Source organism: Actinomadura harenae (genome assembly GCF_003696215.1).
Taxonomy (GTDB): Bacteria; Actinomycetota; Actinomycetes; order Streptosporangiales; family Streptosporangiaceae; genus Spirillospora; species Spirillospora harenae.
Genome location: NZ_RFFG01000012.1, coordinates 47,710 through 69,802, shown reverse-complemented (window position 1 = coordinate 69,802; position 22,093 = coordinate 47,710). Strand labels below are relative to the sequence as shown.

Annotated in this window: 23 protein-coding genes; 11 read left to right on the top strand and 12 right to left on the bottom strand. The window is 71.2% G+C overall.

The features are described from left to right. Position 1 precedes the first annotated feature (1 nt). From atpA to EBO15_RS09080, 6 genes are all read left to right on the top strand, one after another. On the top strand, positions 2 to 1,636 hold the full coding sequence (gene atpA / locus EBO15_RS09105) for a F0F1 ATP synthase subunit alpha (protein ID WP_122193889.1): 1,635 nt from the start codon (positions 2 to 4) through the stop codon (positions 1,634 to 1,636). A 4-nt stretch (positions 1,637 to 1,640) separates the two neighbouring features. Continuing rightward, positions 1,641 to 2,540, top strand: coding sequence for a F0F1 ATP synthase subunit gamma (locus EBO15_RS09100; protein ID WP_122193888.1), 900 nt, complete (start codon positions 1,641 to 1,643; stop codon positions 2,538 to 2,540). Positions 2,541 to 2,544: 4 nt separating this feature from the next. Further along, positions 2,545 to 3,978, top strand: a complete 1,434-nt coding sequence (gene atpD / locus EBO15_RS09095; RefSeq protein WP_122193887.1) for a F0F1 ATP synthase subunit beta — start codon at positions 2,545 to 2,547, stop codon at positions 3,976 to 3,978. A gap of 76 nt (positions 3,979 to 4,054) precedes the next feature. Then, the gene (locus EBO15_RS09090; protein ID WP_122193886.1) at positions 4,055 to 4,447 is read left to right on the top strand and encodes a F0F1 ATP synthase subunit epsilon; all 393 of its coding nucleotides are present in this window, start codon (positions 4,055 to 4,057) and stop codon (positions 4,445 to 4,447) included. Between the two features lie 8 nt (positions 4,448 to 4,455). Beyond that, positions 4,456 to 5,001 carry a DUF2550 domain-containing protein gene (locus EBO15_RS09085; RefSeq protein ID WP_122193885.1) on the top strand — a complete coding sequence of 182 codons (546 nt, stop codon included), beginning with the start codon at positions 4,456 to 4,458 and terminating at the stop codon, positions 4,999 to 5,001. Between the two features lie 113 nt (positions 5,002 to 5,114). Continuing rightward, the gene (locus EBO15_RS09080; protein WP_122193884.1) at positions 5,115 to 6,617 is read left to right on the top strand and encodes a M28 family peptidase; all 1,503 of its coding nucleotides are present in this window, start codon (positions 5,115 to 5,117) and stop codon (positions 6,615 to 6,617) included. Between the two features lie 212 nt (positions 6,618 to 6,829). On the opposite strand, the gene EBO15_RS09075 is transcribed toward EBO15_RS09080, so the two are convergent. Together EBO15_RS09075 and EBO15_RS09070 are read right to left on the bottom strand one after the other, a co-directional pair. Beyond that, positions 6,830 to 7,561, bottom strand: a complete 732-nt coding sequence (locus EBO15_RS09075; protein WP_122193883.1) for a DUF4097 family beta strand repeat-containing protein — start codon at positions 7,559 to 7,561, stop codon at positions 6,830 to 6,832. 119 nt (positions 7,562 to 7,680) lie between these two features. After that, complete coding sequence (locus EBO15_RS09070) at positions 7,681 to 8,322, bottom strand: cob(I)yrinic acid a,c-diamide adenosyltransferase (RefSeq protein ID WP_122193882.1); 642 nt, start codon at positions 8,320 to 8,322, stop codon at positions 7,681 to 7,683. An 87-nt stretch (positions 8,323 to 8,409) separates the two neighbouring features. On the opposite strand from EBO15_RS09070, the gene EBO15_RS09065 reads away from it, so the two are divergent. Next, entirely contained in the window at positions 8,410 to 10,005 is a 1,596-nt protein-coding gene (locus tag EBO15_RS09065) for a GMC family oxidoreductase (RefSeq protein ID WP_122193881.1), read from the top strand. 386 nt (positions 10,006 to 10,391) lie between these two features. On the opposite strand, the gene EBO15_RS09060 is transcribed toward EBO15_RS09065, so the two are convergent. After that, positions 10,392 to 11,801, bottom strand: a complete 1,410-nt coding sequence (locus tag EBO15_RS09060) for a DHA2 family efflux MFS transporter permease subunit (protein ID WP_122193880.1) — start codon at positions 11,799 to 11,801, stop codon at positions 10,392 to 10,394. Positions 11,802 to 11,920: 119 nt separating this feature from the next. Between EBO15_RS09060 and EBO15_RS09055 the strand changes: the two genes are divergently transcribed. Beyond that, positions 11,921 to 12,565 carry a TetR/AcrR family transcriptional regulator gene (locus tag EBO15_RS09055; protein ID WP_122193879.1) on the top strand — a complete coding sequence of 215 codons (645 nt, stop codon included), beginning with the start codon at positions 11,921 to 11,923 and terminating at the stop codon, positions 12,563 to 12,565. On the opposite strand, the gene EBO15_RS44100 is transcribed toward EBO15_RS09055, so the two are convergent. The 4 genes from EBO15_RS44100 to EBO15_RS09040 form a co-directional block, all read right to left on the bottom strand. Then, positions 12,525 to 12,698: an SbtR family transcriptional regulator gene (locus tag EBO15_RS44100; protein WP_158628167.1), complete on the bottom strand. Its 174-nt coding sequence runs from the start codon at positions 12,696 to 12,698 to the stop codon at positions 12,525 to 12,527. The genes EBO15_RS09055 and EBO15_RS44100 overlap by 41 nt on opposite strands. A gap of 222 nt (positions 12,699 to 12,920) precedes the next feature. Further along, the gene (locus EBO15_RS09050; RefSeq protein WP_122193878.1) at positions 12,921 to 14,420 is read right to left on the bottom strand and encodes an aldehyde dehydrogenase family protein; all 1,500 of its coding nucleotides are present in this window, start codon (positions 14,418 to 14,420) and stop codon (positions 12,921 to 12,923) included. Between the two features lie 60 nt (positions 14,421 to 14,480). Next, positions 14,481 to 15,815, bottom strand: a complete 1,335-nt coding sequence (locus EBO15_RS09045) for a carotenoid oxygenase family protein (RefSeq protein ID WP_122193877.1) — start codon at positions 15,813 to 15,815, stop codon at positions 14,481 to 14,483. Between the two features lie 77 nt (positions 15,816 to 15,892). After that, complete coding sequence (locus EBO15_RS09040) at positions 15,893 to 16,477, bottom strand: hypothetical protein (protein ID WP_122193876.1); 585 nt, start codon at positions 16,475 to 16,477, stop codon at positions 15,893 to 15,895. Positions 16,478 to 16,581: 104 nt separating this feature from the next. On the opposite strand from EBO15_RS09040, the gene EBO15_RS09035 reads away from it, so the two are divergent. After that, on the top strand, positions 16,582 to 17,118 hold the full coding sequence (locus EBO15_RS09035; RefSeq protein WP_122193875.1) for a PadR family transcriptional regulator: 537 nt from the start codon (positions 16,582 to 16,584) through the stop codon (positions 17,116 to 17,118). A gap of 203 nt (positions 17,119 to 17,321) precedes the next feature. Here the strand turns inward: EBO15_RS09035 and EBO15_RS09030 are convergent, their stop codons facing one another. Continuing rightward, positions 17,322 to 18,143, bottom strand: coding sequence for an NAD(P)H-binding protein (locus EBO15_RS09030; protein ID WP_122193874.1), 822 nt, complete (start codon positions 18,141 to 18,143; stop codon positions 17,322 to 17,324). A gap of 105 nt (positions 18,144 to 18,248) precedes the next feature. Here EBO15_RS09030 and EBO15_RS09025 point away from each other — a divergent pair, with 105 nt between their 5' ends. Continuing rightward, positions 18,249 to 18,959: a TetR/AcrR family transcriptional regulator gene (locus tag EBO15_RS09025; RefSeq protein ID WP_122193873.1), complete on the top strand. Its 711-nt coding sequence runs from the start codon at positions 18,249 to 18,251 to the stop codon at positions 18,957 to 18,959. Here the strand turns inward: EBO15_RS09025 and EBO15_RS09020 are convergent. The 4 genes from EBO15_RS09020 to nucS all read right to left on the bottom strand — a co-directional run bounded on the left by EBO15_RS09020 (position 18,956) and on the right by nucS (position 21,619). Continuing rightward, positions 18,956 to 19,753: a site-2 protease family protein gene (locus EBO15_RS09020; RefSeq protein WP_122193937.1), complete on the bottom strand. Its 798-nt coding sequence runs from the start codon at positions 19,751 to 19,753 to the stop codon at positions 18,956 to 18,958. The genes EBO15_RS09025 and EBO15_RS09020 overlap by 4 nt on opposite strands. A 111-nt stretch (positions 19,754 to 19,864) precedes the next feature. After that, entirely contained in the window at positions 19,865 to 20,461 is a 597-nt protein-coding gene (locus EBO15_RS09015) for a TetR/AcrR family transcriptional regulator (protein WP_122193872.1), read from the bottom strand. A 64-nt stretch (positions 20,462 to 20,525) separates the two neighbouring features. Beyond that, the gene (locus EBO15_RS09010; RefSeq protein WP_122193871.1) at positions 20,526 to 20,924 is read right to left on the bottom strand and encodes a DUF3224 domain-containing protein; all 399 of its coding nucleotides are present in this window, start codon (positions 20,922 to 20,924) and stop codon (positions 20,526 to 20,528) included. Positions 20,925 to 20,938: 14 nt separating this feature from the next. Further along, positions 20,939 to 21,619 carry an endonuclease NucS gene (gene nucS, locus EBO15_RS09005; RefSeq protein WP_122193870.1) on the bottom strand — a complete coding sequence of 227 codons (681 nt, stop codon included), beginning with the start codon at positions 21,617 to 21,619 and terminating at the stop codon, positions 20,939 to 20,941. A 168-nt stretch (positions 21,620 to 21,787) separates the two neighbouring features. Here nucS and EBO15_RS09000 point away from each other — a divergent pair, with 168 nt between their 5' ends. Next, positions 21,788 to 21,970 (top strand): hypothetical protein, encoded by a 183-nt coding sequence (locus EBO15_RS09000; RefSeq protein ID WP_122193869.1) that lies wholly within the window; start codon positions 21,788 to 21,790, stop codon positions 21,968 to 21,970. Positions 21,971 to 22,093 lie beyond the last annotated feature (123 nt).

Genomic DNA, 22,093 nt, shown 5'->3' with positions numbered 1-22,093 from the left:
CATGGCGGAGCTGACGATCCGTCCGGATGAGATCCGGAACGCGCTGGAGCGCTTCGTCCAGTCGTACGAGCCCGAGGCCGCCGCGCGCGAAGAGGTCGGCACCGTCGTCGATTCCGGCGACGGCATCGCGCACGTCGAGGGCCTTCCCTCCGCGATGGCCAACGAACTCCTGGAGTTCGAGGACGGCACGCGCGGTCTGGCTCTGAACCTGGACGTCCGTGAGATCGGCGCCATTGTCCTGGGTGACTCCAGCAAGATCGAGGAGGGCCAGAAGGTCCGCCGCACCGGCGAGGTCCTGTCGGCCCCGGTCGGCGACGGCTTCCTCGGTCGCGTCGTGGACGCGCTGGGCAACCCGATCGACGGCAAGGGCCCGATCGAGTCGACCGAGCGTCGCGCGCTGGAGCTGCAGGCCCCGACCGTCGTTCAGCGGCAGTCGGTCAAGGAGCCCCTGCAGACCGGCATCAAGGCCATCGACTCGATGACCCCGATCGGTCGCGGTCAGCGGCAGCTGATCATCGGTGACCGGCAGACCGGCAAGACCACGGTCTGCATCGACACCATCCTGAACCAGAAGGAAGCCTGGGAGTCGGGCGACGAGAAGAAGCAGGTCCGCTGCATCTACGTCGCCGTCGGCCAGAAGGGCTCCACGATCGCCAACGTGCGCCGCACCCTCGAAGAGGCGGGCGCGCTGGAGTACACGACGATCGTGGCCGCCCCGGCGTCCGAGCCGGCCGGTTACAAGTACATCGCGCCGTACACCGGTTCCGCGATCGGCCAGCACTGGATGTACCAGGGCAAGCACGTCCTGATCGTGTTCGACGACCTGTCGAAGCAGGCCGAGGCGTACCGCGCCGTGTCCCTGCTGCTGCGCCGTCCGCCGGGCCGTGAGGCCTACCCGGGTGACGTCTTCTACCTGCACTCGCGTCTGCTCGAGCGCTGCGCGAAGCTGTCGGACGACCTGGGCGCGGGCTCGATGACCGGTCTGCCGATCATCGAGACCAAGGGCAACGACGTCTCGGCGTTCATCCCGACCAACGTCATCTCCATCACCGACGGTCAGTGCTTCCTGGAGACCGACCTGTTCAACCAGGGCGTCCGGCCCGCGGTGAACGTCGGTATCTCGGTCTCCCGAGTCGGTGGCTCCGCGCAGATCAAGGGCATGCGGAAGGTCGCCGGCACCCTGCGCCTGGCGCTCTCCCAGTTCCGTGACCTGGAGGCGTTCGCGGCGTTCGCGTCCGACCTGGACGCGGCCTCCCGCGCCCAGCTGGAGCGCGGCGCCCGCCTGGTCGAGCTGCTGAAGCAGCCGCAGGGCTCGCCGTTCCCGGTCGAGAAGCAGGTCGTCTCGGTGTGGGCGGGCACGTCCGGCGAGCTGGACGACGTGCCGGTGGAGGACATCCGCCGGTTCGAGGCCGAGTTCCTCGACCACGTCGAGCGCCAGCACGGCGGCATGCTCACCGCGATCCGCGAGACCGGGCAGCTCTCCGACGACAGCCTGACCACCCTCAAGGACGCCATCACGGAGTTCAAGAAGGGCTTCGAGACCAGCTCGGGCGGCCTGCTCGGCGACGAGTCCGCCGAGCCGATCGCGGACGAGGACGTCGAGCAGGAGACGATCAAGCGCGTCAAGAAGGGCTGATCCGATGGCCCAGATCCGTCAACTGCGGCAGCAGATCCGGTCGGTGAAGTCCACCGCGAAGATCACGCGCGCCCAGGAGATGATCGCGACGTCGCGCATCGTGAAGGCGCAGGCGGCGGTGGCGGCGGCCAAGCCGTACGCCGACCAGATCGTCCGCGCCCTCACCGCGCTGGTCAGCCACAACGTCGGGATCGACCACCCGCTGCTCGAGGAGCAGCCGGAGGACGCGCGCACGGCCGTTCTGATCATCACCAGCGACCGCGGGTTCGCGGGCGGTTACAACGCCAACGTGATCCGCGAGGCCGAGTCACTGATCGCCAAGCTGCGGGCCGAGGGCAAGCAGCCGGTTCCGTACGTCGTCGGCAACAAGGGCGTCACCTGGTACCGCTTCCGGGGCCGGGAGATGGGCGCGCAGTGGACCGGGTTCAGCGACCGGCCGTCCTTCCCCGACGCCGAGGGCATCGGGCGGCGGCTGGCGGCGGACTTCCTGAAGACCGACGCCGAGGGCGGGGTCGGTGAGATCCACGTGGTCTACACCGAGTTCGTCTCGATGCTGACCCAGGCGGTCCAGGTGCGCCGGCTGATCCCGCTGGAGATCGAGGACACCTCGTCCACCGACGGCGGTACGCCCCCGGCGTACGAGTTCGAGCCGTCCGCCGCGGACGTGCTCGACCTGCTGCTGCCGAACTACATCGAGAGCCGCATCTTCCACATGATGCTGGAGTCGGCCGCGTCGGAGCACGCGGCCCGGCGGCGCGCGATGAAGTCGGCGACCGACAATGCGAACGAACTGATCGGTGTCTACACGCGCCAGATGAACCAGGTGCGGCAGGCCGCGATCACCCAGGAAATCAGCGAGATCGTCGGTGGCGCTGACGCGCTCGCCGATTCTGGCGGGGAGTGAGAGAGTGACCGCACAGGTAGAGGAGACGACGACGGCCACCGGTCGCGTCACCCGGGTCATCGGCCCGGTCGTCGACGTGGAGTTCCCCGCCGACGCCGTGCCCGGCATCAACAACGCGCTGCACACCGAGATCACCCTCGGCGGCGAGACCAAGAAGCTGACCTTCGAGGTCGCCCAGCAGCTGGGCGACAACATGGTCCGCGCGGTCTCCATGCAGCCGACCGACGGCCTGACCCGCGGCGCCGCCGTGGTCGACACCGGCGCGGCCATCTCGGTCCCCGTCGGTGACATCACCAAGGGCCACGTGTGGAACGCCCTGGGCGAGACCCTGGACGTCCCGACCGCGTCGCTGAACGTCACCGAGCGGTGGGAGATCCACCGCAAGCCCCCGGCGTTCGACCAGCTCGAGTCGCGGACCGAGATGCTGGAGACCGGCATCAAGGTCATCGACCTGCTGTCCCCGTACGTCAAGGGCGGCAAGATCGGTCTGTTCGGTGGCGCGGGTGTGGGCAAGACCGTCCTCATCCAGGAGATGATCCGCCGCGTCGCGCGCAACTTCGGTGGCACCTCGGTGTTCGCCGGTGTGGGTGAGCGCACCCGTGAGGGCAACGACCTCTGGGTCGAGATGGACGAGGCGGACGTCCTCAAGGACACCGCGCTGGTCTTCGGCCAGATGGACGAGCCGCCGGGCACGCGTATGCGCGTCGCCCTGTCGGGTCTGACGATGGCGGAGTACTTCCGTGACGTCCAGAAGCAGGACGTGATGTTGTTCATCGACAACATCTTCCGCTTCACGCAGGCCGGTTCCGAGGTCTCCACGCTGCTCGGCCGCATGCCGTCCGCGGTGGGCTACCAGCCCACGCTCGCGGACGAGATGGGCGAGCTGCAGGAGCGCATCACCTCGACCCGCGGTCACTCGATCACCTCGATGCAGGCGATCTACGTTCCCGCGGACGACATCACCGACCCGGCGCCGCACACCACGTTCGCGCACCTCGACGCGCGGACCGTGCTCTCGCGTGGCATCTCCGAGAAGGGCATCTTCCCGGCGGTGGACCCGCTGGACTCGTCCTCCCGGATCATGGACCCGCAGATCCTGGGCCAGGAGCACTACTCCGTGGCGCAGGAGGTCATCCGGATCCTGCAGAAGTACAAGGAACTCCAGGACATCATCGCGATCCTCGGTATCGACGAGCTGTCCGAGGAGGACAAGGTCACCGTCCAGCGGGCGCGGCGCATCGAGCGCTTCCTGTCGCACCCGATGTACGTGGCCGAGCAGTTCACCGGCCAGCCCGGTGTCACCGTGCCGAAGGACGAGACGATCGCCTCGTTCAAGGCGCTCTGCGAGGGCAAGTACGACCACATCCCCGAGCAGGCGTTCTTCATGTGCGGCGGCATCGAGGACGTCGAGAAGAAGGCCAAGGAGCTGGAGAAGTAGTCCGCTCCGCCGGTCCGCGCACGCCTCGCGGTGGGCGCGGGCCGGTGGTCCGCTCCAGTTTTCGGAGGAATGATTCGTGGCAACCCTGAAGGTCGGGCTGGTCTCACCGGAGCGTGAGGTCTGGTCCGGCGAGGCCAAGATGGTGGTCGCGCAGACCATCGAGGGCCAGCTCGGCATCATGCCGGGCCACGCCCCGGTGCTGGGCGTCCTGCTGGACGGCAGCGTGGTGAAGATCGAGCCGGCCGACGGCGGCGAGTGGGTCAGCGCCATGGTCGGCAGCGGGTTCTTCTCGATCGCCGACGACGAGGTGTCGGTCCTCGCGGAGCAGGCCGAGCTGGGCTCCGAGGTGGACGTCGCCGACGCCCGCCGGGCGCTGGACGAGGCGCTCACGGCGGCGGGGGCGGACCAGGACGGTACGGCCGAGCGCCGGGCCCGGGCCCGGCTGCGCGCGGCGGGCTCGGAAGCCTAACCACGGCGTTGGGCGGACACCTGGCTCTGGACGCGGGCACGGTGCTCGCCGCCGTCGTCCTGCTGGTCGCGCTGGTGTTCGGCGTGCTCACGGTCCGGCGCTGGCTGTTCGTCCGGGCGGGTGGCACGGTCGAGTGTTCGCTGCGCGAGCTGCGGTCGGCCGCGGCGGGTTCGTCGCCGGACGGCGCTTCGCCGGACCGTGGTTCGGCGGACCGTGCTTCGGTAGGCGGTGCTTCGGCGGACGGTCCGGCCGGCCCGTGGCGGCTCGGTTTCGGGCGGTACAAGGGCGACGTGCTCCAGTGGCACCGCGTGTTCGGATTCAGACGCAGGCCCCGGCAGGTGATTCACCGCCGGGGCCTTGTCGTCGCCGGACGGCGCGTCCCGCAGGGCGAGGAGGCGGCCGGGCTGCTGCCGGACGTCACGATCGTCGAGGTGCGGGACGGCGGGCGCCGGCTGGAGCTGGCGATGGGGGCGTCCGCGCTGACGGGGTTCCTGGCGTGGCTGGAGGCCGCGCCGCCCGGTTCACCGGTGGACTCCCCGGTGCAGGATTCTTAACTGATCTGGTGGGAAATATCTCGCCTTGGTCAAATATCTCGGCGACACTTGTCGCAGTTGGCCGGGTATGACCATGATCTTGGCACCCTGTTCGTCCCCCTTCGGGAGTTCATGTGCGCAAGTTCGCCATCGGCGCTGCCACGGCGCTCGCCGCCACCGGTCTCGTGGTGCCGTCCGCCAACGCGGCCCCGGCCACGCCGGACCTCGCGAAACTGGTCACCGCCAAGGACATCAGGCGGCACCTGGAGAACCTCCAGACGATCGCCGACTACAACGGCGGCAACCGGTCCGCCGGCCAGGCCGGCTTCACGGTCTCGACCAAGTACGTGGTCAGCCAGCTGAAGAAGGCCGGGTACAAGCCGACCGTCCAGAACTTCGACTTCGACTACTTCCAGGAGAGGTCCCCGGCGTCCTTCGGGCAGACCGCGCCGGGCAAGGTCGACTACAAGCTCGACACCGACTTCACGACCTACCAGTACTCCGGAGCGGGCGACGTGACGGCGGTCGCCGCCGCGGTCGACACCCCGGCCCCCAACGCCGACGGCGACGCGGGCTGCCAGACCGGGGATTTCGCGTCCTTCCCCAAGGGCGGGATCGCGCTGATCCAGCGCGGCGGCTGTGACTTCGCGACCAAGGCCGCGAACGCCAAGACCGCGGGCGCCGTCGCGGTCGTCATCTACCAGAAGCCGACCGTCGCGGACGGCCCGGTGGGCGGCACCCTCGGCGGTCCGGTCGCCATCCCGGCCGTGGGCCCGACCTACAAGGTCGGCTCGGAGCTGGTGAGACTCGCGAACGCGGGCGGCCTGAAGCTGCACATCAAGACCGACACGCTGAACGAGAAGCGCACCGCGAGCAACGTCATCGCGGAGACCAGGTACGGCAGCTCCGACAACGTCGTGGTCGTGGGCGCGCACCTGGACAGTGTGGACGCGGGTCCCGGCGTCAACGACAACGGCTCGGGCACCTCGACGATCCTGACCATCGCCCAGAAGGTCGGCAAGCTGGGCAAGAAGGGTCTGAAGAACAAGATCCGCTTCGCCTGGTGGGGCGCCGAGGAGGAGGGCCTGCTCGGTTCCGAGCACTACGTCACGTCGCTCTCCGCCGCCCAGAAGGCGAAGATCGCGCTCAACCTGAACTTCGACATGACCGCGTCCCCGAACGGCGTCCGCGGCGTCTACAACGGCTCGGACCCGACGGCCCCGCACGGCTCTGCCGCGATCCAGAAGGTCATCAACGACTACTACGGCAAGCGGAAGCTGCCGACCGTCCCGAGCGACTTCAACGGCCGCTCCGACTACGGGCCCTTCCTCGAGGCGGGCATCCCGGCCGGCGGCATCGACACCGGCGCCGAGGGCCTCAAGAGCGCGGAGGAGGCCAAGCTCTTCGGCGGCAAGGCGGGCCAGCCGTACGACGTCTGCTACCACGCCAAGTGCGACCGCATCACCAACATCAACTGGGGTCTGCTCGACACCAACGCCGACGGCGTCGCCTTCGCCGTCCAGTCGTTCGCGAAGAGCACCCTGCCGGTGAACGGCGAGGCCCTCCGCACGGGCCGCAGCTACGCCAAGCCGGCGCCGACCGCTCCGCTGTACCGCGGAAGCCACCTCGTCCGCTGACGATCACCGGGTCTCCGGTCCGCGCCCGCGCCCTCGCCAGATGGTCGGGACGCGGACCGGAAGCCCGGGCACGCGACGTCGCTCGGACGGCGGTCGGAGATCGGTCGCGTGCTCGCGCGGGCTGATTCCGCCGGCCGGCGGTCTCAGCCCCGTGGGGTTGCGCGGTGTCCATGCCCGGACCCGTGTGCGGCACAGGCCGGGCTTTCGTGGTCTCAGGCGGCGGAGATGGTGACGTCGCCGGTGTCGGTCTGCGCCTTGATGGTGTGGGGCGCGCCGGGGTCCGTGGGGATGTTGACCTGCTTCTCGCCCGTGTTGGTGTCCGCGCTGACGGCGAACTTCTGGGCACCCGGAACGACGATCTTGATGTGACCGGTGTTGGCCCGCGCCGACACCTCGGCGGCGGCCGAGGCCATGCTGAGCCGGACGCTGCCGGTGTCGGTCCGGGCGCTGATGTGCGCGGACGCGACGGGGCGCAGCCCGGTGCCCGTGATGGTGCCGGTGTTGGCGCGGGCGGTGACCGAGCCGGTCATGCCGCTGACGACGATGGCGCCGGTGTCGGTGCGCAGCTCGGCCGCCAGGGCGCGCGGCACGGTGATGCGGTAGTCGACCTCGCACACGTGACCGCTGAGGGAGATGGACCCCGGGCAGGAGTAGGACATCTCGAGCGCGCCGCCCGTCACCTCGTGCTTGACGTCGGGACGGCCGTTCTTGGTGAACCGGAGGTTCTCGGTGACCTTGACGGTGGGGACGTCCGCGCCGACGATCTCGACCCTGCCGGTGTGCCCGGTGACCTTCATGCTGGTGACCTTCTCGGACACCGTGTACGTGCGTTGATCCTTCTCGGAGTTGGCGAGGCCGACGCTGAGGCTGCCGCCGCACGCGGAGAGCGGCAGGACGGCCAGAAGCGCGGCGGCCGGGAGGAGGGTCTTCGCGGTCAGGCTCATGAACGTGGCGTCTTTCTCTGGAGAAGCGAGTTCCTTCATTCTCCAGGGCCGACGCCGTGAACCACGAGGTGGGGGACTACACAGTCGGGGGTGGGGTTAACCCCACCCCCCGTTCTGTGTCAGCGTTCTCCGCCCGGCTTCCACAGGACGTCGCCGTGCTCGGCGTTCGCGACGCGGCCGAGGATGAACAGCAGGTCGGAGAGGCGGTTGAGGTACTTGGCGGTCAGCGGGTTCACGCCGTCGGCCGCCGCGTCCTCGGTGGGACGGCCCGACTCGTCCAGGGGGGCGGAGCCGTGCGCCTCGATCGCGGCCCACGCGGTGCGCTCGGCGCGGCGGGTGACGGTGCGGGCGACGTGCAGGAGGGAGCCGCCGGGCGTTCCGCCGGGGAGGATGAAGCTGCGCAGCGGCTCCAGGCCCTCGTTGAACTCGTCGCAGACGCCCTCCAAGCGCTCCACGTAGGACGCGTCGACGCGCAGCGGCGGGTACTCGGGGTCGGGGACGACGGGGGCGCACAGGTCGGCGCCGACGTCGAACAGGTCGTTCTGGACGCGGACGAGCGCGGTGGCGACGTCCTCGCCGAGGCCGCCCATCGTGAGCGCGACGCCGATCGCGGCGTTCGCCTCGTCCACGTCGGCGTAGGCCGCGAGCCGCGGGTCGGTCTTGCGGGTGCGGGACATGTCGCCGAGCGCCGTGGTGCCGTCGTCACCCGTCCGGGTGTAGATGCGCGACAGCACGACGGGGGTCTCCCTGTTCTTCGCCATAGGCCGAGCCTATCCAGCGGGCCCCCGAGTCTGGTTCTGTAGGTTCTCACTTACTGGCCTGGTCTGACCCCTTGCGCGGAGGCGGCTGTGACGTACGACCACATCATCGTTGGCGCCGGGAGCGCGGGCTGCGTGCTCGCGCACCGGCTGAGCGAGGACCCGGGGACGCGGGTGCTGCTGCTGGAGGCCGGGCCGCCGGACGACGCCGTGGAGATCCACATCCCGGCGGCGGTGGCGGCGCTGATCAAGGGGCCGTTCGACTGGGACTACACGACCGTCCCGCAGGAGCACGCGGACGGCCGCGGCGTGTACTGGCCGCGCGGCCGGACGCTCGGCGGCTCCTCCTCGACGAACGCGATGATCTACATCCGCGGGCACCGGTACGACTACGACACCTGGCGCGACTCCCACGGCTGCGAGGGCTGGGGGTACTCCGACCTGTTGCCGTACTTCCGGCGGGCCGAGGACCAGGAGCGCGGCGAGTCCGAGTACCACGGCGTCGGCGGGCCGCTGCACGTCGAGGACCGCCGGTACACGCACCCGCTGTCGCGCGCCTGGGTGAGGTCGGCGCGGGCGGCCGGGCTGGCGGAGAACCACGACTTCAACGGCGCGGACCCGGACGGCGTCGGCTCCTACCAGGTCACGCACAAGAAGGGCCGGCGCTGGTCGACCGCGACGGGGTACCTGCGTCCCGTCCGGGACCGCGCGAACCTCACGGTCGTCACGGACGCGCTGGTCACCGGCGTGGACATCGAGGGCGGACGGGCCGTCGGCGTGACCTACGAGGCGCGCGGCGAGACGGTCACGGTGCGGGCGGAGGGCGAGGTCATCCTGTCGGGCGGCGCGGTGAACAGCCCGCAGCTGCTCATGCTGTCCGGCATCGGACCGGCCGACCACCTGCGGGAACACGGCATCGACGTGGTCGTGGACGCGCCCGTCGGCCAGGGCCTGCAGGACCATCCGTTCGTGAACGTCATGTTCGCGACGCCGCGCGTGAAGAGCCTTTTCGAGCTGCCGAGCCCGCTGAAGTTCGCGCAGTGGCAGGCGTTCGGGCGCGGCCCGTACGCGTCCAACGTGGCGGAGGTCGGCGGTTTCGCCAGGACCGTGGACGGCCTGCCCGCGCCGGACCTCCAGTACCACGTGCTGCCCACGCCGTTCGTGAACCAGGGGCTGGTGGAGTCGTCGCAGCGGCTGCTGTCGGTGTTCGCCACGGCCGTCGCGGTCGAGAGCCGCGGCGCACTCACGCTGCGGTCGGCGTCGCCGCACGCCAAGCCGCTGATCGACCCGGCCTACCTGGCGGCCAAGGCGGATCTGGACGTCCTGGTCGCGGGGGTGCGGCAGGCGCGGGAGATCGCGGCGACCGGGCCGCTGGCGTCGCTGGTCGCGGGCGAGTTCGCGCCCGGCGAGCAGGCCGCGTCGGACGCGGACATCGAGGCGTTCGTCCGGCGGGAGGTCGCGACGCTGTTCCATCCGACGAGCACGTGCGCGATGGGCGGGGACGCGTCGTCCTCGGTGTGCGATCCCGAGCTGCGGGTCCGGGGCGTCGAGGGCCTGCGGGTGGTGGACGCGTCGGTCATGCCGTCCGTGCCGCGCGGGAACACCAATGCGCCGACGATCGCGATCGCGGAGCGGGCGGCGGACCTCATCCGCGGGCGCGAGCCGCTCGCACCCGCCTCGCTGTAGGGGAAAAGGGTGAGGCCCTCACCACCTGCCGGTGGTGAGGGCCTCTTGTCGTCGCGACAGCCGTCCGGTTCGGAGGGCCGCCGCCTGGCCGCGGGCGTCACCGCTGACGCGCCTTCGCCTTGGCCTTGGCCGCGCGCCACGTGGCCTTGGCCTCCGTGCGCCGCGCCGATACGCGCTGCTTGGCGATGCCCTGGGCGAACGAGTGGTGGTACATCTTCTTCTCCTCATCTCCGCCGGCAGGTCCCTGCCGACATCTATAGATTCGCCCTAAGACCCCGGTGGGCACATGAGGATGACGCCCTATTCGGGCGTCCTAGGAAGGTCCTAATACGCGGCGCGTATTATCCAATCGTTCCCGCCCCGGCCTAGGCGGCCGTCGCCGGACGTCAGGACACCTGGGTCGCCTCGCGTTCGACCTGCGGAGACGCCGCCGCCCGGGCGGGGCGTCCGGGGAGGAGGACGGTGATCGCGGCGGCGGTGAGCAGGCCGCCCGCCAGCAGCCAGGCGCCATGGTGGACGCCCGGGACCGCGCCGTCCGACCGCTGCATGATGACCGCGACCGCGGCGATCCCCAGGGATCCGCCGAGCTGGTTCAGCATGTACAGGCTCGAGCTGCCCTGCGGGATCAGCTCGGGCGGCAGCGTCCGGTAGAGCGCGCCCATCGTCGGCGCGGCCATGAGGCCCATGCTGATCCCGGCGGCGAGCGCGGCGAGGCCGCTCCAAGCCTCGGGCGTCCGCCCGCCGACCCAGGCCAGGGACACGACGGACGCGGCCGCCATCAGCGCGCCGCAACGGGCGAGGACGCGTGACCCGACGCGGTCGGAGAGCCGTCCGGCGATCGGCATGGCCAGCGACGCGCCGAGCCCGACCGGCGCGACCAGCAGGCCCGCGACGCGCGCGCCGTGCCCGTGCGCCTGCTGGTAGTAGAGCGGCAGCAGGAACATCAACCCGAACGTCACCAGGCCCGACAGCGCCATGATCCCGACGCTCGCGCTGAACGCCGGACGGGTGAAGAGCCGCAGGTCGAGCAGGGGAGGCGTCCGCTTCACGGTCAGCGCGCGGACGGCGTAGCCCGCGAGCAGCACGGCCCCGGCCGCGAACGGCGCCCAGGCGCCCGCGCCGCCCTGCCCGGCGACCCGCGACAACCCGAGCAGGACGGCCGCGAACCCCGGCCCGAGGAGGGCGAGCCCGACCAGGTCGAGGCGGGTGTCCGGGGCGGCCGGCTCGTCGCGCGGGACGATCCGCAGCGCGAGGGCGAACGCGACCACGCCGACCGGCAGGTTGATCAGGAACATCCAGCGCCAGCCGAGGCCGTCCAGGACCAGGCCGCCGAGGGCCGGGCCGAGGACGGGCCCGAGCGACAGCACCACGCCCATGATCCCCATGACCCGTCCGGCCCGCGCCGGCCCGGCGCCGCGCGCCAGGATCACCATGACCAGCGGGTCGACGATCCCCGCGCCGACGCCCTGGACGATCCGGAACGCCACCAGCTGCGGCAGGTTCGCGGCGAACGCGCAGGCCAGCGACCCGGCGATGAACAGCGTCAGCCCGGCGAGCCAGGGGCGCCGGGAGCCGAACCGCCCGGCGGCCCAGGCGGTCACCGGGACCGTCACGGTGAGCGCCAGCAGGTAGCCGGTGGAGACCCAGCCGACCGAGCCGAGCGTGCTGCCGAACTCGCCGACGAGGTGGTCGGCGGCGACGGACACCATCGTGGCGTCCAGGATCCCCATGATCCCGCCGAGCAGCACCACGGCGATCAGCCGCCGCAGCGCGGGATCGAACGCATCTGTATTCATCAGACTCCTTAATTGGACTGGTGCGTCCAACATAGAAGTCTGGACGGTATTGAACAAGTCGGTGCGGCGAAGTAGACCGGTGAGTCCAAGTCGGGGATGCGGCCGGTACACTGCGCGGCATGGAGGCGACGGCGGCGCGAGGCCGCATCGACAAGCGGCGGGCGATCCTCGACGCCGCGTTCGCGGTGATCGGCCGCGAGGGGTACGCGCAGGCGGGCGTGGACGTCATCGCCGCCGAGGCGGGCGTCGCCAAGGCCACCGTCTACAACCACTTCGGCGACAAGGAGGCCCTGTTCAGGGCGTCCTTCGCGGCGCAGGCCGAACGCGTGCTCACCGCGAACCTGGCCGCGCTCGAGGTCCTCGCGGACACGGGCGGCGACCTGCGCGACCTGCTGGAGGACGTCGGCCGCCGACTGCTCGAGTGCTACTGCGACGAGCGGTCCTGGGCCGTCCGGCGGCTCCTGCTGGCCGAGCACGGCCAGTTCCCCGACCTGCTGGACGTCACGCAGAGCGGCGTCGCCGACCGCGTCCTCCAGACCCTCGCCGACCGGTTCGCCCGCCTCGCCCTCGCGGGACGGCTGAACCTCACCGATCCCGAGCTGGCCGCCGAGCAGTTCACGGGGCTGCTCACGGGACCGGTCGACCGGCGCACCCGCTTCGGCACCCGGCCCCTCTCCGAGGACGGCCTGAGGGCCGGCGCCCGCGAGGCCGTCGACACCTTCCTCAGGGCGTTCGGGCCGTCCGGGGCTCCAGACCGTCCCTGACCAGGCGAAGCAGCCGGCGCGCTTCGCCGGTGTTCCCGGCCGTCATCGCCCCCCCGCTGACCAGCGCCAGCAGGTCGGCGGTCGCGATGCCGTCCCGGAGCGTCCCGGCCCGCTTCGCGCGAACGGCGAGCACCTCGGCGGCTCGTCCTCACGGAAGTGGGGGAAGACGAGGTCCATGCCCGTTCCAAGGCGATCGGCGTCTTCGCCGACGGCACGGCGGGCAGTAGCGTCTACCAGGACGTCGTGAAGCGAGGGCCGCGAGGCTGGCGCATCGCACACCGCGCCATCCGGGCGCGCAGAAAACCCCTCGGCGCCCGCTGAGCGGATGGCCGAGGGGTTCCGGGGGACGGCCGGGTCAGCGCTTGTAGCGCTTGCCGTGGAGCATCGTGACCAGTTGCAGCACCTGGGCCATCTGCTTCTCGGTGCGGTCGAAGGACGTCAGGTTCGCCGGGAGGGCGAAGCGCTGGCGCGTGATGGCCTTCGGCCGGGCGAACTCGCGCAGGCCGTCGGCGCCGTGGATGCGGCCGAAGCCGGACTCGCCGACGCCGCCGAACGGCAGGGCGGCGACCAGCGCGAACGCGGCGAACGCGTTGATGGACGTCATGCCCGATCGCATGCGGCGGGCGGCGTCCATGGCGCGTGCCTTGTCCTTGGAGAAGATCGAGCCCGCCAGGCCGTAGCCGGTCGCGTTGGCCTTCTCGACGGCCTCGTCCAGGTCGCGGACGCGGTGGACGGTGATGGTCGGCCCGAAGGTCTCCTCACGGACCGCGGCCGAGTCGTCCGGGACGTCGGTCAGCACGACCGGCTCGACGTACGGCGCGCGGACCGACTCGGGCCCGCCGACGACCGCCTTGCCGCCCTTGTCGAGGGCGTCCTTGATGTGCCGCTCGATGACGTCCAGCTGGGACGGCATGGTGATCGGGCCGTAGGCGGCCTCGCGGTCGAAGCCCGGGCGGAGCCGGGCGGCGCGCTCGGTCAGCTTGGCGAGGAACGCGTCGTACTCCTCGTCCACGACGTAGACGCGCTCGACGCCGATGCAGGTCTGGCCCGCGTTCGCCATCGCGCCCCACAGCGCCGAGTCGGCGGCGGCCTCGAGGTCGGCGCCCGCGTCGACGATGCAGGCGTCCTTGCCGCCGCACTCGGCGACGATCGGGGTGAGGTTCTCGGCGCAGGCGGCCATGACGCGCTTGGCCGTCCGGCCCGAGCCGGTGAACGCGATCTTGTCGACGTCCGGGGACGACGCGAGCGCGCCGCCCGTCTCGCCGAAGCCGGTGACGACCTGGAACACCGGACGCTCCGGGATCACCGTGGTGAACAGCTCGCAGAGCAGGACGCCGACGCCGGGCGTGAACTCCGACGGCTTGAACACCACGGCGTTGCCCGCGGCGAGTGCGTAGGCGATCGAGCCCATCGGGGTGAAGATCGGGTAGTTCCAGGGGCCGATGACGCCGACGACGCCGAGCGGCTGGTACTCCAGGACGGCCTTCTGGTTCAGCGACATCACGCCCGGGAACACCGTGCGCGGGCCGAGCACCTTGGCGGCGTGCCGGGCGGCCCAGTCCAGGTGCGAGATCGCCATGACCGTCTCGAGCTGGGCGTCCTGGAGGGTCTTGCCCGTCTCCTGGTGGATGAGCTCGGCCATCCGGTTCAGGTTGCGGGTGAGCGCGCCCTTGACGTTCAGCAGCCGGACGCGCCGTTCCTTCCAGCCCAGTTCGCCCCACCACGCGGCGGCGTCGCGCGCCTTCGCCACGGCCTCCGCGACGGCCGCGGCGTCGTGCACGGGATGCTCGGCGACCACCTCCCCGGTGGCCGGGTTCAGCGAGGGGAAGGTGGTGCTTTCCGTGGCGACGGACATGGCTGCCTCCGGGCGACTCAACAGGGTAAGTGACCACTTGCCTGCGTACCGGCTAGTAAATCACCTTACGACGTCGTCCGGGATCCAGCTCCCGTGGAAGCCCGCGGGGACGCGGCGCGGCAGCTCGACCCGGGCCCGCTCCGAGAGGTCGCCCGCGTTCAGCACCAGAAGCCGCGAACCGGACGGGTCGGACGCGATGGTCAGCAGCCACCCGTCGTCCTCGGCCCGGGCGTCCTCGGCCGGGACGAACACCGCCTCCCCGACATGCCCCCCACCCGCACGCCCACCGAAGTCGCGCTCGGCGGACGTCCCCGTGTGCAGGTCGTACTTGACGAGCCCGGAACCGGCGACCGTGTACAGGAACCGATGGGGCAGGCCGGTGCGGTCGTCGTCGTGTGTTGGGAACTCGACGTTCCGGTCGTCCAGCGGCTCTTCGAACGCGCGTCCTGTGGCCGGGTCGAGCGTCCAGCGGTGCAGCCGGGACGCGCCCAGGTCCGCGGCCGCGGACGCCGGATCCGGCTCCCCGCCGATGCTTCCCCACAGCGCGGTGATGTCGGCGTCGCGGTAACGCGCACCCGTGAGAACGACGCCCCCGCGCTCGTTCTCATAGGCGTTGCCGACGTGGAACACGTAGCAGGGGTCGACGTCGTACCAGCGCACCGGCCCGCCGCCCTCGCGCGGCATGACGCCCAGGCGCGCGCCGTACGCGTCGTCCCAGCGGAACGGCATCCCGGGGCGTCCGGCGAGCTCCATGTCGAACACCATCGGCAGGTCGAGCCAGACGACATGGTGCTCGGTGATCGCGAAGTCGTGCATCATCGTCGGCCCCGGCACCTCGACCTCGCGGCTCTCGACGAGCACGCCGTCCGCCGACAGCCGGTGGTAGGTCAGGTAGGGCGGGACGAACCCGTAGCCGAAGAACAGCAGGTCGCCCGTGCGCGGATCCCGCTTGGGATGCGCCGTCATCGCCGTCGTCAGCAGCCCGCCGAAGTCGCACGGGCCGATCGTGTCCAGGTCGGGCGTGAGCGCGTAGGGCAGGCCGACCTCGACCAGCGCGTACACCGTCCCGTCGTGCGCGATCACGTGCGTGTTCGCCTGGACGGACGTGAGGTCGAACGTTCCCCCCTCGCGGACGAACGGGGTGTCGCCGGTGAACCGGTTCGTGCGGACCCAGCGGTTGCGGTACCACTCGGCGCGTCCGTCCCGCAGCCGGATCCCGTGCACCATGCCGTGCCCGGTGAACCAGTGCCCGCTCGGCTCGCCGGGCCTCGGGTTCGGCCCGTTGCGCAGGTAGCGGCCGTTCAGTTCGGCGGGCAGGTCGCCGGTGACGGGCAGGTCGTGCGCGGTGATCTCGTCCGGGACGGGAGCCCGGTGGCCGTCGAGCCAGAGGTCCATGCTCTTCTCCTGGGGAGTGGCGAGGTCGGGCGGAGGAGTCGGGCGGAGGGATCAGGCAGAGGAACCAGGCGGAGGAATCAAGCGGTGGGCTGCTCGATGCCGTGCTCCTCGAAGTACCGCTTGCGCGCGACCTCCGGGTACCAGCGGGTGAACAGGGCCGGGACGGTGAAGCAGGCGACCTTGACGGCGATCAGCAGTCCGGTCTGGTGCGGCGCGAGGTGCTGGACGAGGCCGAGGATGGTCGCCGAGACGGTGAACGCGGCGGCCCAGACGCTGGTCAGGACGACGGCGATCCGGTGGAACAGCGCGGTCGCGGCGATCTCCTCGGAGACCTGGCGGCGGGCGATGCCCTCGGTGAACGGGATGCCGGCGGCGATCGTGCCCCACGCCGTCAGGCCGAGCCAGCCGATCGACAGGGACGCGCCGTAGTGGACGATCGCGGCGTGCGGCAGGGCGACGACCAGGACGGTGAAGCCCGCCAGGAAGACCGCCGTGGAGATCTCGAGGAGCAGGGCGTCCCAGCGGCGTCCGCGGCGGAGGTCGGCGGCCAGCAGGACGAGCGCCGCGACGAGTCCCGCCGCCGCTCCGGCCTGCGCGTTGAAGCCGCTGACCACGGCCAGGATGATCCAGGGGAGGAACGTGAGCCCGTAGTACTTCAGCATCGTTGCGCCGCCTTCCGGCCGGGGGCCTTACATGTCTGTTCTGACATGTCGAAGGTAGACCCTCCACTTCTGACATGTCAACTCTGATGTGTATGATCTGGAATATGAGCCTTCGACACGCCACCCTGGGACTGCTCGTCGAGATGGACGGGGCCAGCGGCTACGACCTGCTCAAGATGTTCGAGATCACGATGGGCAACGTCTGGCAGGCCACGCAGAGCCAGCTCTACGGCGAGCTCAACAAGCTCACCACGGACGGCTTCATCGAGGTCGCGAGCGAGGGCCCACGCGGGCGTAAGGAGTACCGCGTCACCGAGGCGGGGCACGGCGAGCTGCGGCGCTGGCTGCTGGAGGTCCCTCCGAAGGTCGTGCGGCGGGACGAGATCCTGCTGCGGCTGTTCTTCCTCGGCCAGGTCGAGCCGGACGAGGCGGCCGGGTTCGTCCGCGAACAGGTCGTCGCGCTCGACAAGCGCCTCGCCGACCTGGGCGAACTCGAGAACACTATCAACTGGGACGACGCGAACCTGTCGTTCTACGGCCGCCTGGCGATGGAGTACGGCAAGCGCTTCATGACCATGCGCCGCGAGTGGTACGAGTGGGTCCTCGGGGAGATGGCCGAGCGCGACGCCGTGAAGGAGTAGCGCGGCGAAGGAATGGCGCCGCGAAGGAGTGGCGACGGGAACGGCCGGTCCCGGGAACGGGAACCGGCCGTCGAGCCGGCCCCCGCGGGGGCCGGAACACGCGTGAGGCCGCCTGGAGTGCGGCGCGGGCGGCCCTCACGAGGCGGAGCGGGACGGAGCGGGCCTGAGCGGGAACCGCTCAAGCGAACCGGTCAGGCGACCGGTCAGGCGAACCGGTCGGCGTTGTCGGCCGCCCACTCCGCGAACGAGCGCGGCGGACGTCCGGTGATGCGCTCGACCTCGGGGGAGATCTCGGCGGGACGGCCCACGTACTTCGCCCACAGGTTCAGCAGGGAGTCGGCGATCTCGGGCGTCATGTGGCCGCCGCCGAGCATCGCGGCGCGCGCGTCCTCGCGGGAGAGCCCCTCGTAGCGGACGTGCTTGCCGAGGGCCTCGCCGATGATCCGGGCCTGGTCGACGAAGGTCAGCGACTCGGGGCCGGACAGCACCGGACGCGTCCCGACCAGGTCGTCCCTGGTCAGCATGGCCGCGGAGACGGCGGCGATGTCGCGCTCGTGGATGGGCGCGGTCGCGGCCTCGGCGTACGGGCCGGCCACGACGCCGCCGGCGCGGATCTCCCGGGCCCAGTTCAGGGCGTTGGCGTCGAACGCGCCGGGACGCGGGAACGCCCACTCCAGTCCGGACGCCTCGATCTCCTGCTCCGCGGCCAGGTGGAACTCGCCGATCGGGTTGTCCGGTCCGGCGCCCAGGGTGGACGACGACGACAGCATGACCACGCGCCGGACGCCGTGCTCGCGGCAGCGGTCGAGCAGGTCGCCGAACCCGTTCCAGAACACCGCCGGGTTGACGAAGACGGCGCTCACGCCGTCCAGCGGGAGGTCCTCGGTCGCGGCGACCTCGACGCCGGTCGGGAAGCGCGCCGAGGCGGGATCGCGCGAGAGCGCGCGGACCTTGTGCCCGGCGGTGGCGAGCTCGGCGACCAGGTGGCGGCCGACGTTGCCGGTGGCTCCGGTGATCAGGAACATGACGGGATCTCCTCTTCATCCGTTCGGTTGAACATGAGCATGTTCAACCGAACGGATGAAGTTGTCAACCAACTAGATGGTTGAAGGGTTGGCTACCATGAGGCCATGAAGGACGCAGGACGGAACGCCCGTGGCGACGCGCCGGAGGACGGGGGAGCGGGCGCGTCCGCGGAAGGCGGCGGGAAGCGCCGCCGCGCGCCGCGCGGCGGAGAACGCAAGCTCGACGCCGAACGGTCCAGGCGGCTGCTGCTCGACGCGGCGCTCGAGGAGTTCTCCGCCAAGGGCTACGCGGGCGCCCGCATCCAGGACATCGCCGACCGCGCCGGGGTGAACAAGCAGCTCATCAGCTACTACTACGGCGGCAAGGCCGGCCTGTACGCCGAGCTCGGCAGCAGCTGGCACGAGCGCGAGGCCGAGTTCGCCACCCCGGACGTCCCGCTGCCGGACCTGATCGTCCGCTACCTCGAGCACTCGATGGACGAGCCGCGCGCGACCCGGCTGAACGCGTGGATGGGCCTGACGGGCGACTACGCCGAGCTGCCCGGCGGCCGCGAGGACCTGTCCGACCTGCGCCGTCGCCAGGCCGAGGGCGAACTCGCGTCCGACCTCGACCCCGCGATGGTCATGCTCATGATGATGGCCGCCGTCTCGATCCCGACGACGATGCCGAACCTCGTCCGCTACGTGGCCGGGATGGACGCCACGTCACCGGAGTTCCGCGCCCGCTACGCCGACCAGCTGCGCCGCGTCATCACCTACCTGGCGGAACCCGCGACCCACCCGGCGGAACCCGCGCCGGACGGCGAGGAGCCCTAGAAGCTCAGGCCCTTCCAGAACTGGAACACCGCGTGCCCGATCTGGATCATCGGCTCGTTCAGCCCGATCGTGTTCGTGATGTGCGTGACGAGCCCGAAGAACGCGCGGTTGATCGGCCCGACCCACAGCAGCGCGATGACCAGCAGGAACATGTAGCCGCCGTACGCGCTCACCTGGTTCACCCAGCGCGGCGGCAGGTACGGCTCGACGATCCCGAAGCCGTCCAGGCCGGGGATCGGCAGCAGGTTCAGCAGCGCGGCCGTGACCTGGAGGAACGCCAGGAACGCGACGCCCGACCAGAAGATCCCGTGCTCGCCGGACGCGAAGTTCCGGTAGACGACCGCCAGCATGATCGCCAGCAGCACGTTGCTCAGCGGCCCCGCCGCCGAGACCAGGCTGTGCCGCCACTTGCCCTGGATCCGCGACCGGTCGATCCAGACCGCGCCGCCCGGCAGCCCGATCCCGCCGAGCAGGATGAACAGCACGGGGATCGCGAAGCTCAGGAGCGGGTCGGTGTAGCGCGCCGGGTTCAGCGTCAGGTACCCCCGCGTCGCGACGCTGTGGTCACCCGCCCGGTACGCCAGGTAGGCGTGCCCGAACTCGTGCAGGCACAGCGACAGCACCCAGCCCGCGATCACGAACCCGAACACCGCGATGCGGCCCGCCTCGAACCTGGTCTCCAGCAGGTTCATCGTGATCTCGCCGTACCGCCAGGCGATCAGCCCGCACAGCACGGTGGCCGCGCAGATCACGAGGAACACGGGGCTCGGACGCACCGCTCCCCGGCCCCGCATGTGGTGCACCGAGCCCATCCTCAGCCGTCCTCCCCCGGTCGTTCCCGACGGATTCGACGGTACCGCGTCCCGCGTGTGCCCCGTGTCGGTCGCGGGACGGGCCCACCGTGCTCAGGACGCCGCGATCGCCGGCACCGCGTACGTGCGCAGGAAGTCCCGCGTCGCCTCCTCGTCGCGGTCCCGGTCCATGACGATCAGCGACGTGATCATCCGGAACAGGAACTCGACCGTGCCCTCGACGTCGATGTCCGGGCGGACGAGCCGCAGCCGCTGCGCCGCCTCGAAGTGCGGCCGGACATGGTCCGCGCACACCGCGAGCACCTGCTCGCCCGCGCTCGCGACCGCCGCCTGCATGTGCCCGGCCGCCTCCGGCACCAGCAGCCGCGCGATCGTCGGCTCGGCCCGGACGAACGCCACCGCCGACAGCGTCCCCTCGACGATCGCGTCCGGCACCGACCGCTCCCGGCCCAGCCGCTCGGCCAGGACGTCCAGGAACCGGCGCAGGCTCCGCAGCACGACCGCCAGGATCAGCTCGTCCCGCCCGCCGCTCATCGCCCGGTACACCGTGGCCCGCGACAGTCCCGCCGCCGCGGCGATGTCCTCGACCGTCGTCTTCGCGACGCCGAACCGCTGGAAGCACTCCTCGGCGGCGTCGATGATCCGCTCGCGAGCGCGCTCGGCGGAGGCCGCCGGAACCCCAGGGGACATGCCCGAAGCGTACGGCCTCGGGAAAAGCCGCGGCCCGCACGCGCGCGACGTGCGGGCCGGCGGATCAGCCGAGGGTGTAATCGAGATCCCACTCGTGCGTGCCGTCCGGGAGGGCCGTGATCCTGCCCTCACCGCGGATCCCCGCGAGCTCCCCGGTCCCGGACGTCGGGACGATCAGCCAGCGCAGCCACTGCGCGTCCCCGTCGCTGCCCGCGCTGTGCTGGAGCACGAACGAGCCCTCCCGGCCGTGCAGGATCCCCTCCACGGTCTCCACGCCGACGTACGCCGCGGGCCCGACCCCCGTCTCCACGGTGATCAGGTCGGTGACGCTCGTCCCGACCAGGTCGCCGTGGAACGTCTTGCGCACCCGGACCTTGGTGAGCTTCCGGTCGCCCCGCTCGTCGTAGGGCTTCTCGTCGTCCCACGCCTCGATGTCGAAGGTGCCTGCGGCGATTGCGTTCATGAGCTCATGATGGCTCAGAAGAGGGTGCCCTCGTGCTCGATGCCGCGCAGCGCGTCGTAGTCGAGCGTCACGCAGTCGATCCCGCGGTCGGTCGCGAGCACCCGCGCCTGCGGCCGGATCTCCTGCGCGGCGAACACCCCGCGGACCGGCGCGAGCAGCGGATCCCGGTTCAGCAGCTCCAGGTACCGCGTGAGCTGCTCGACCCCGTCGATCTCCCCGCGCCGCTTGATCTCCACCGCGACCGTCGCGCCCCCGGCGTCCCGGCACAGGATGTCCACGGGCCCGATCGCGGTCGGGTACTCCCGGCGGACGAGCGAGTAGCCGTTCCCGAGCGTCCCGATGTGCTCGGCCAGCAGCTCCTGGAGGTGCGCCTCGACGCCGTCCTTGACCAGCCCCGGGTCCGGCCCCAGCTCGTGCCCGTGGTCGAGCAGCACCTCCTCGATCGTGAGGATCAGCCGCTCACCCGACTTGGTGTGGGTGACCGTCCACCGCGCGACGGCGCCGTTCTCGTCGAACGGCTCCTCCCGCAGCGAGCACGGCGGATTCATCCAGTTCAACGGCTTGTAGGCACGGTCGTCGGCGTGAATGGACACGCTTCCGTCCGCCTTCACCATGATCAGCCGGACGGCGGAGGGCAGATGGGCGGTGAGCTTGCCGGCGTAGTCCACGCTGCACCGGGCGATAACGAGACGCACGTCCGCCGAGCTTAGTGACCCCACGGCCCTCCCGCGCCCGAACGGCCCGCCTAAGGCGTCCGGGGGGTGGGACTTAGGGCGTTGTGCCGATGTGGGGGGTGGGGGCTTAGGGCGAATCTCGAGGGTGTCGGGGCCAGGTGGCCCGGCGCTTGAGGGAAGAGGGCTCGGATGTTCCACAACGACGTGATGTACGCGGTGATGCGGGAGCGGGCGCGGGAGCTTCGGGAGTTCGCGCGGGAGGAGCGGGACGCGGTGGAGGCCAAGAAGGCGATCGAGCGGCGGGACGCCGAGGCCCTGGTGACGGCGGCGCCGTGGCGTCCGCGGCGCCGGCACACCGTCCACGCCCGCTGAGGGGCCGCCGTGCGCAGGGTGGCGAAGCCGGGGCCGCGGCGGGGCGGACCCCGCCCGCCGGACGGGGAGGGGGGCGGTCCCGAGCCGACGCCCCCGTCCCGGACGGCCCGGGGCTTCTGGGAC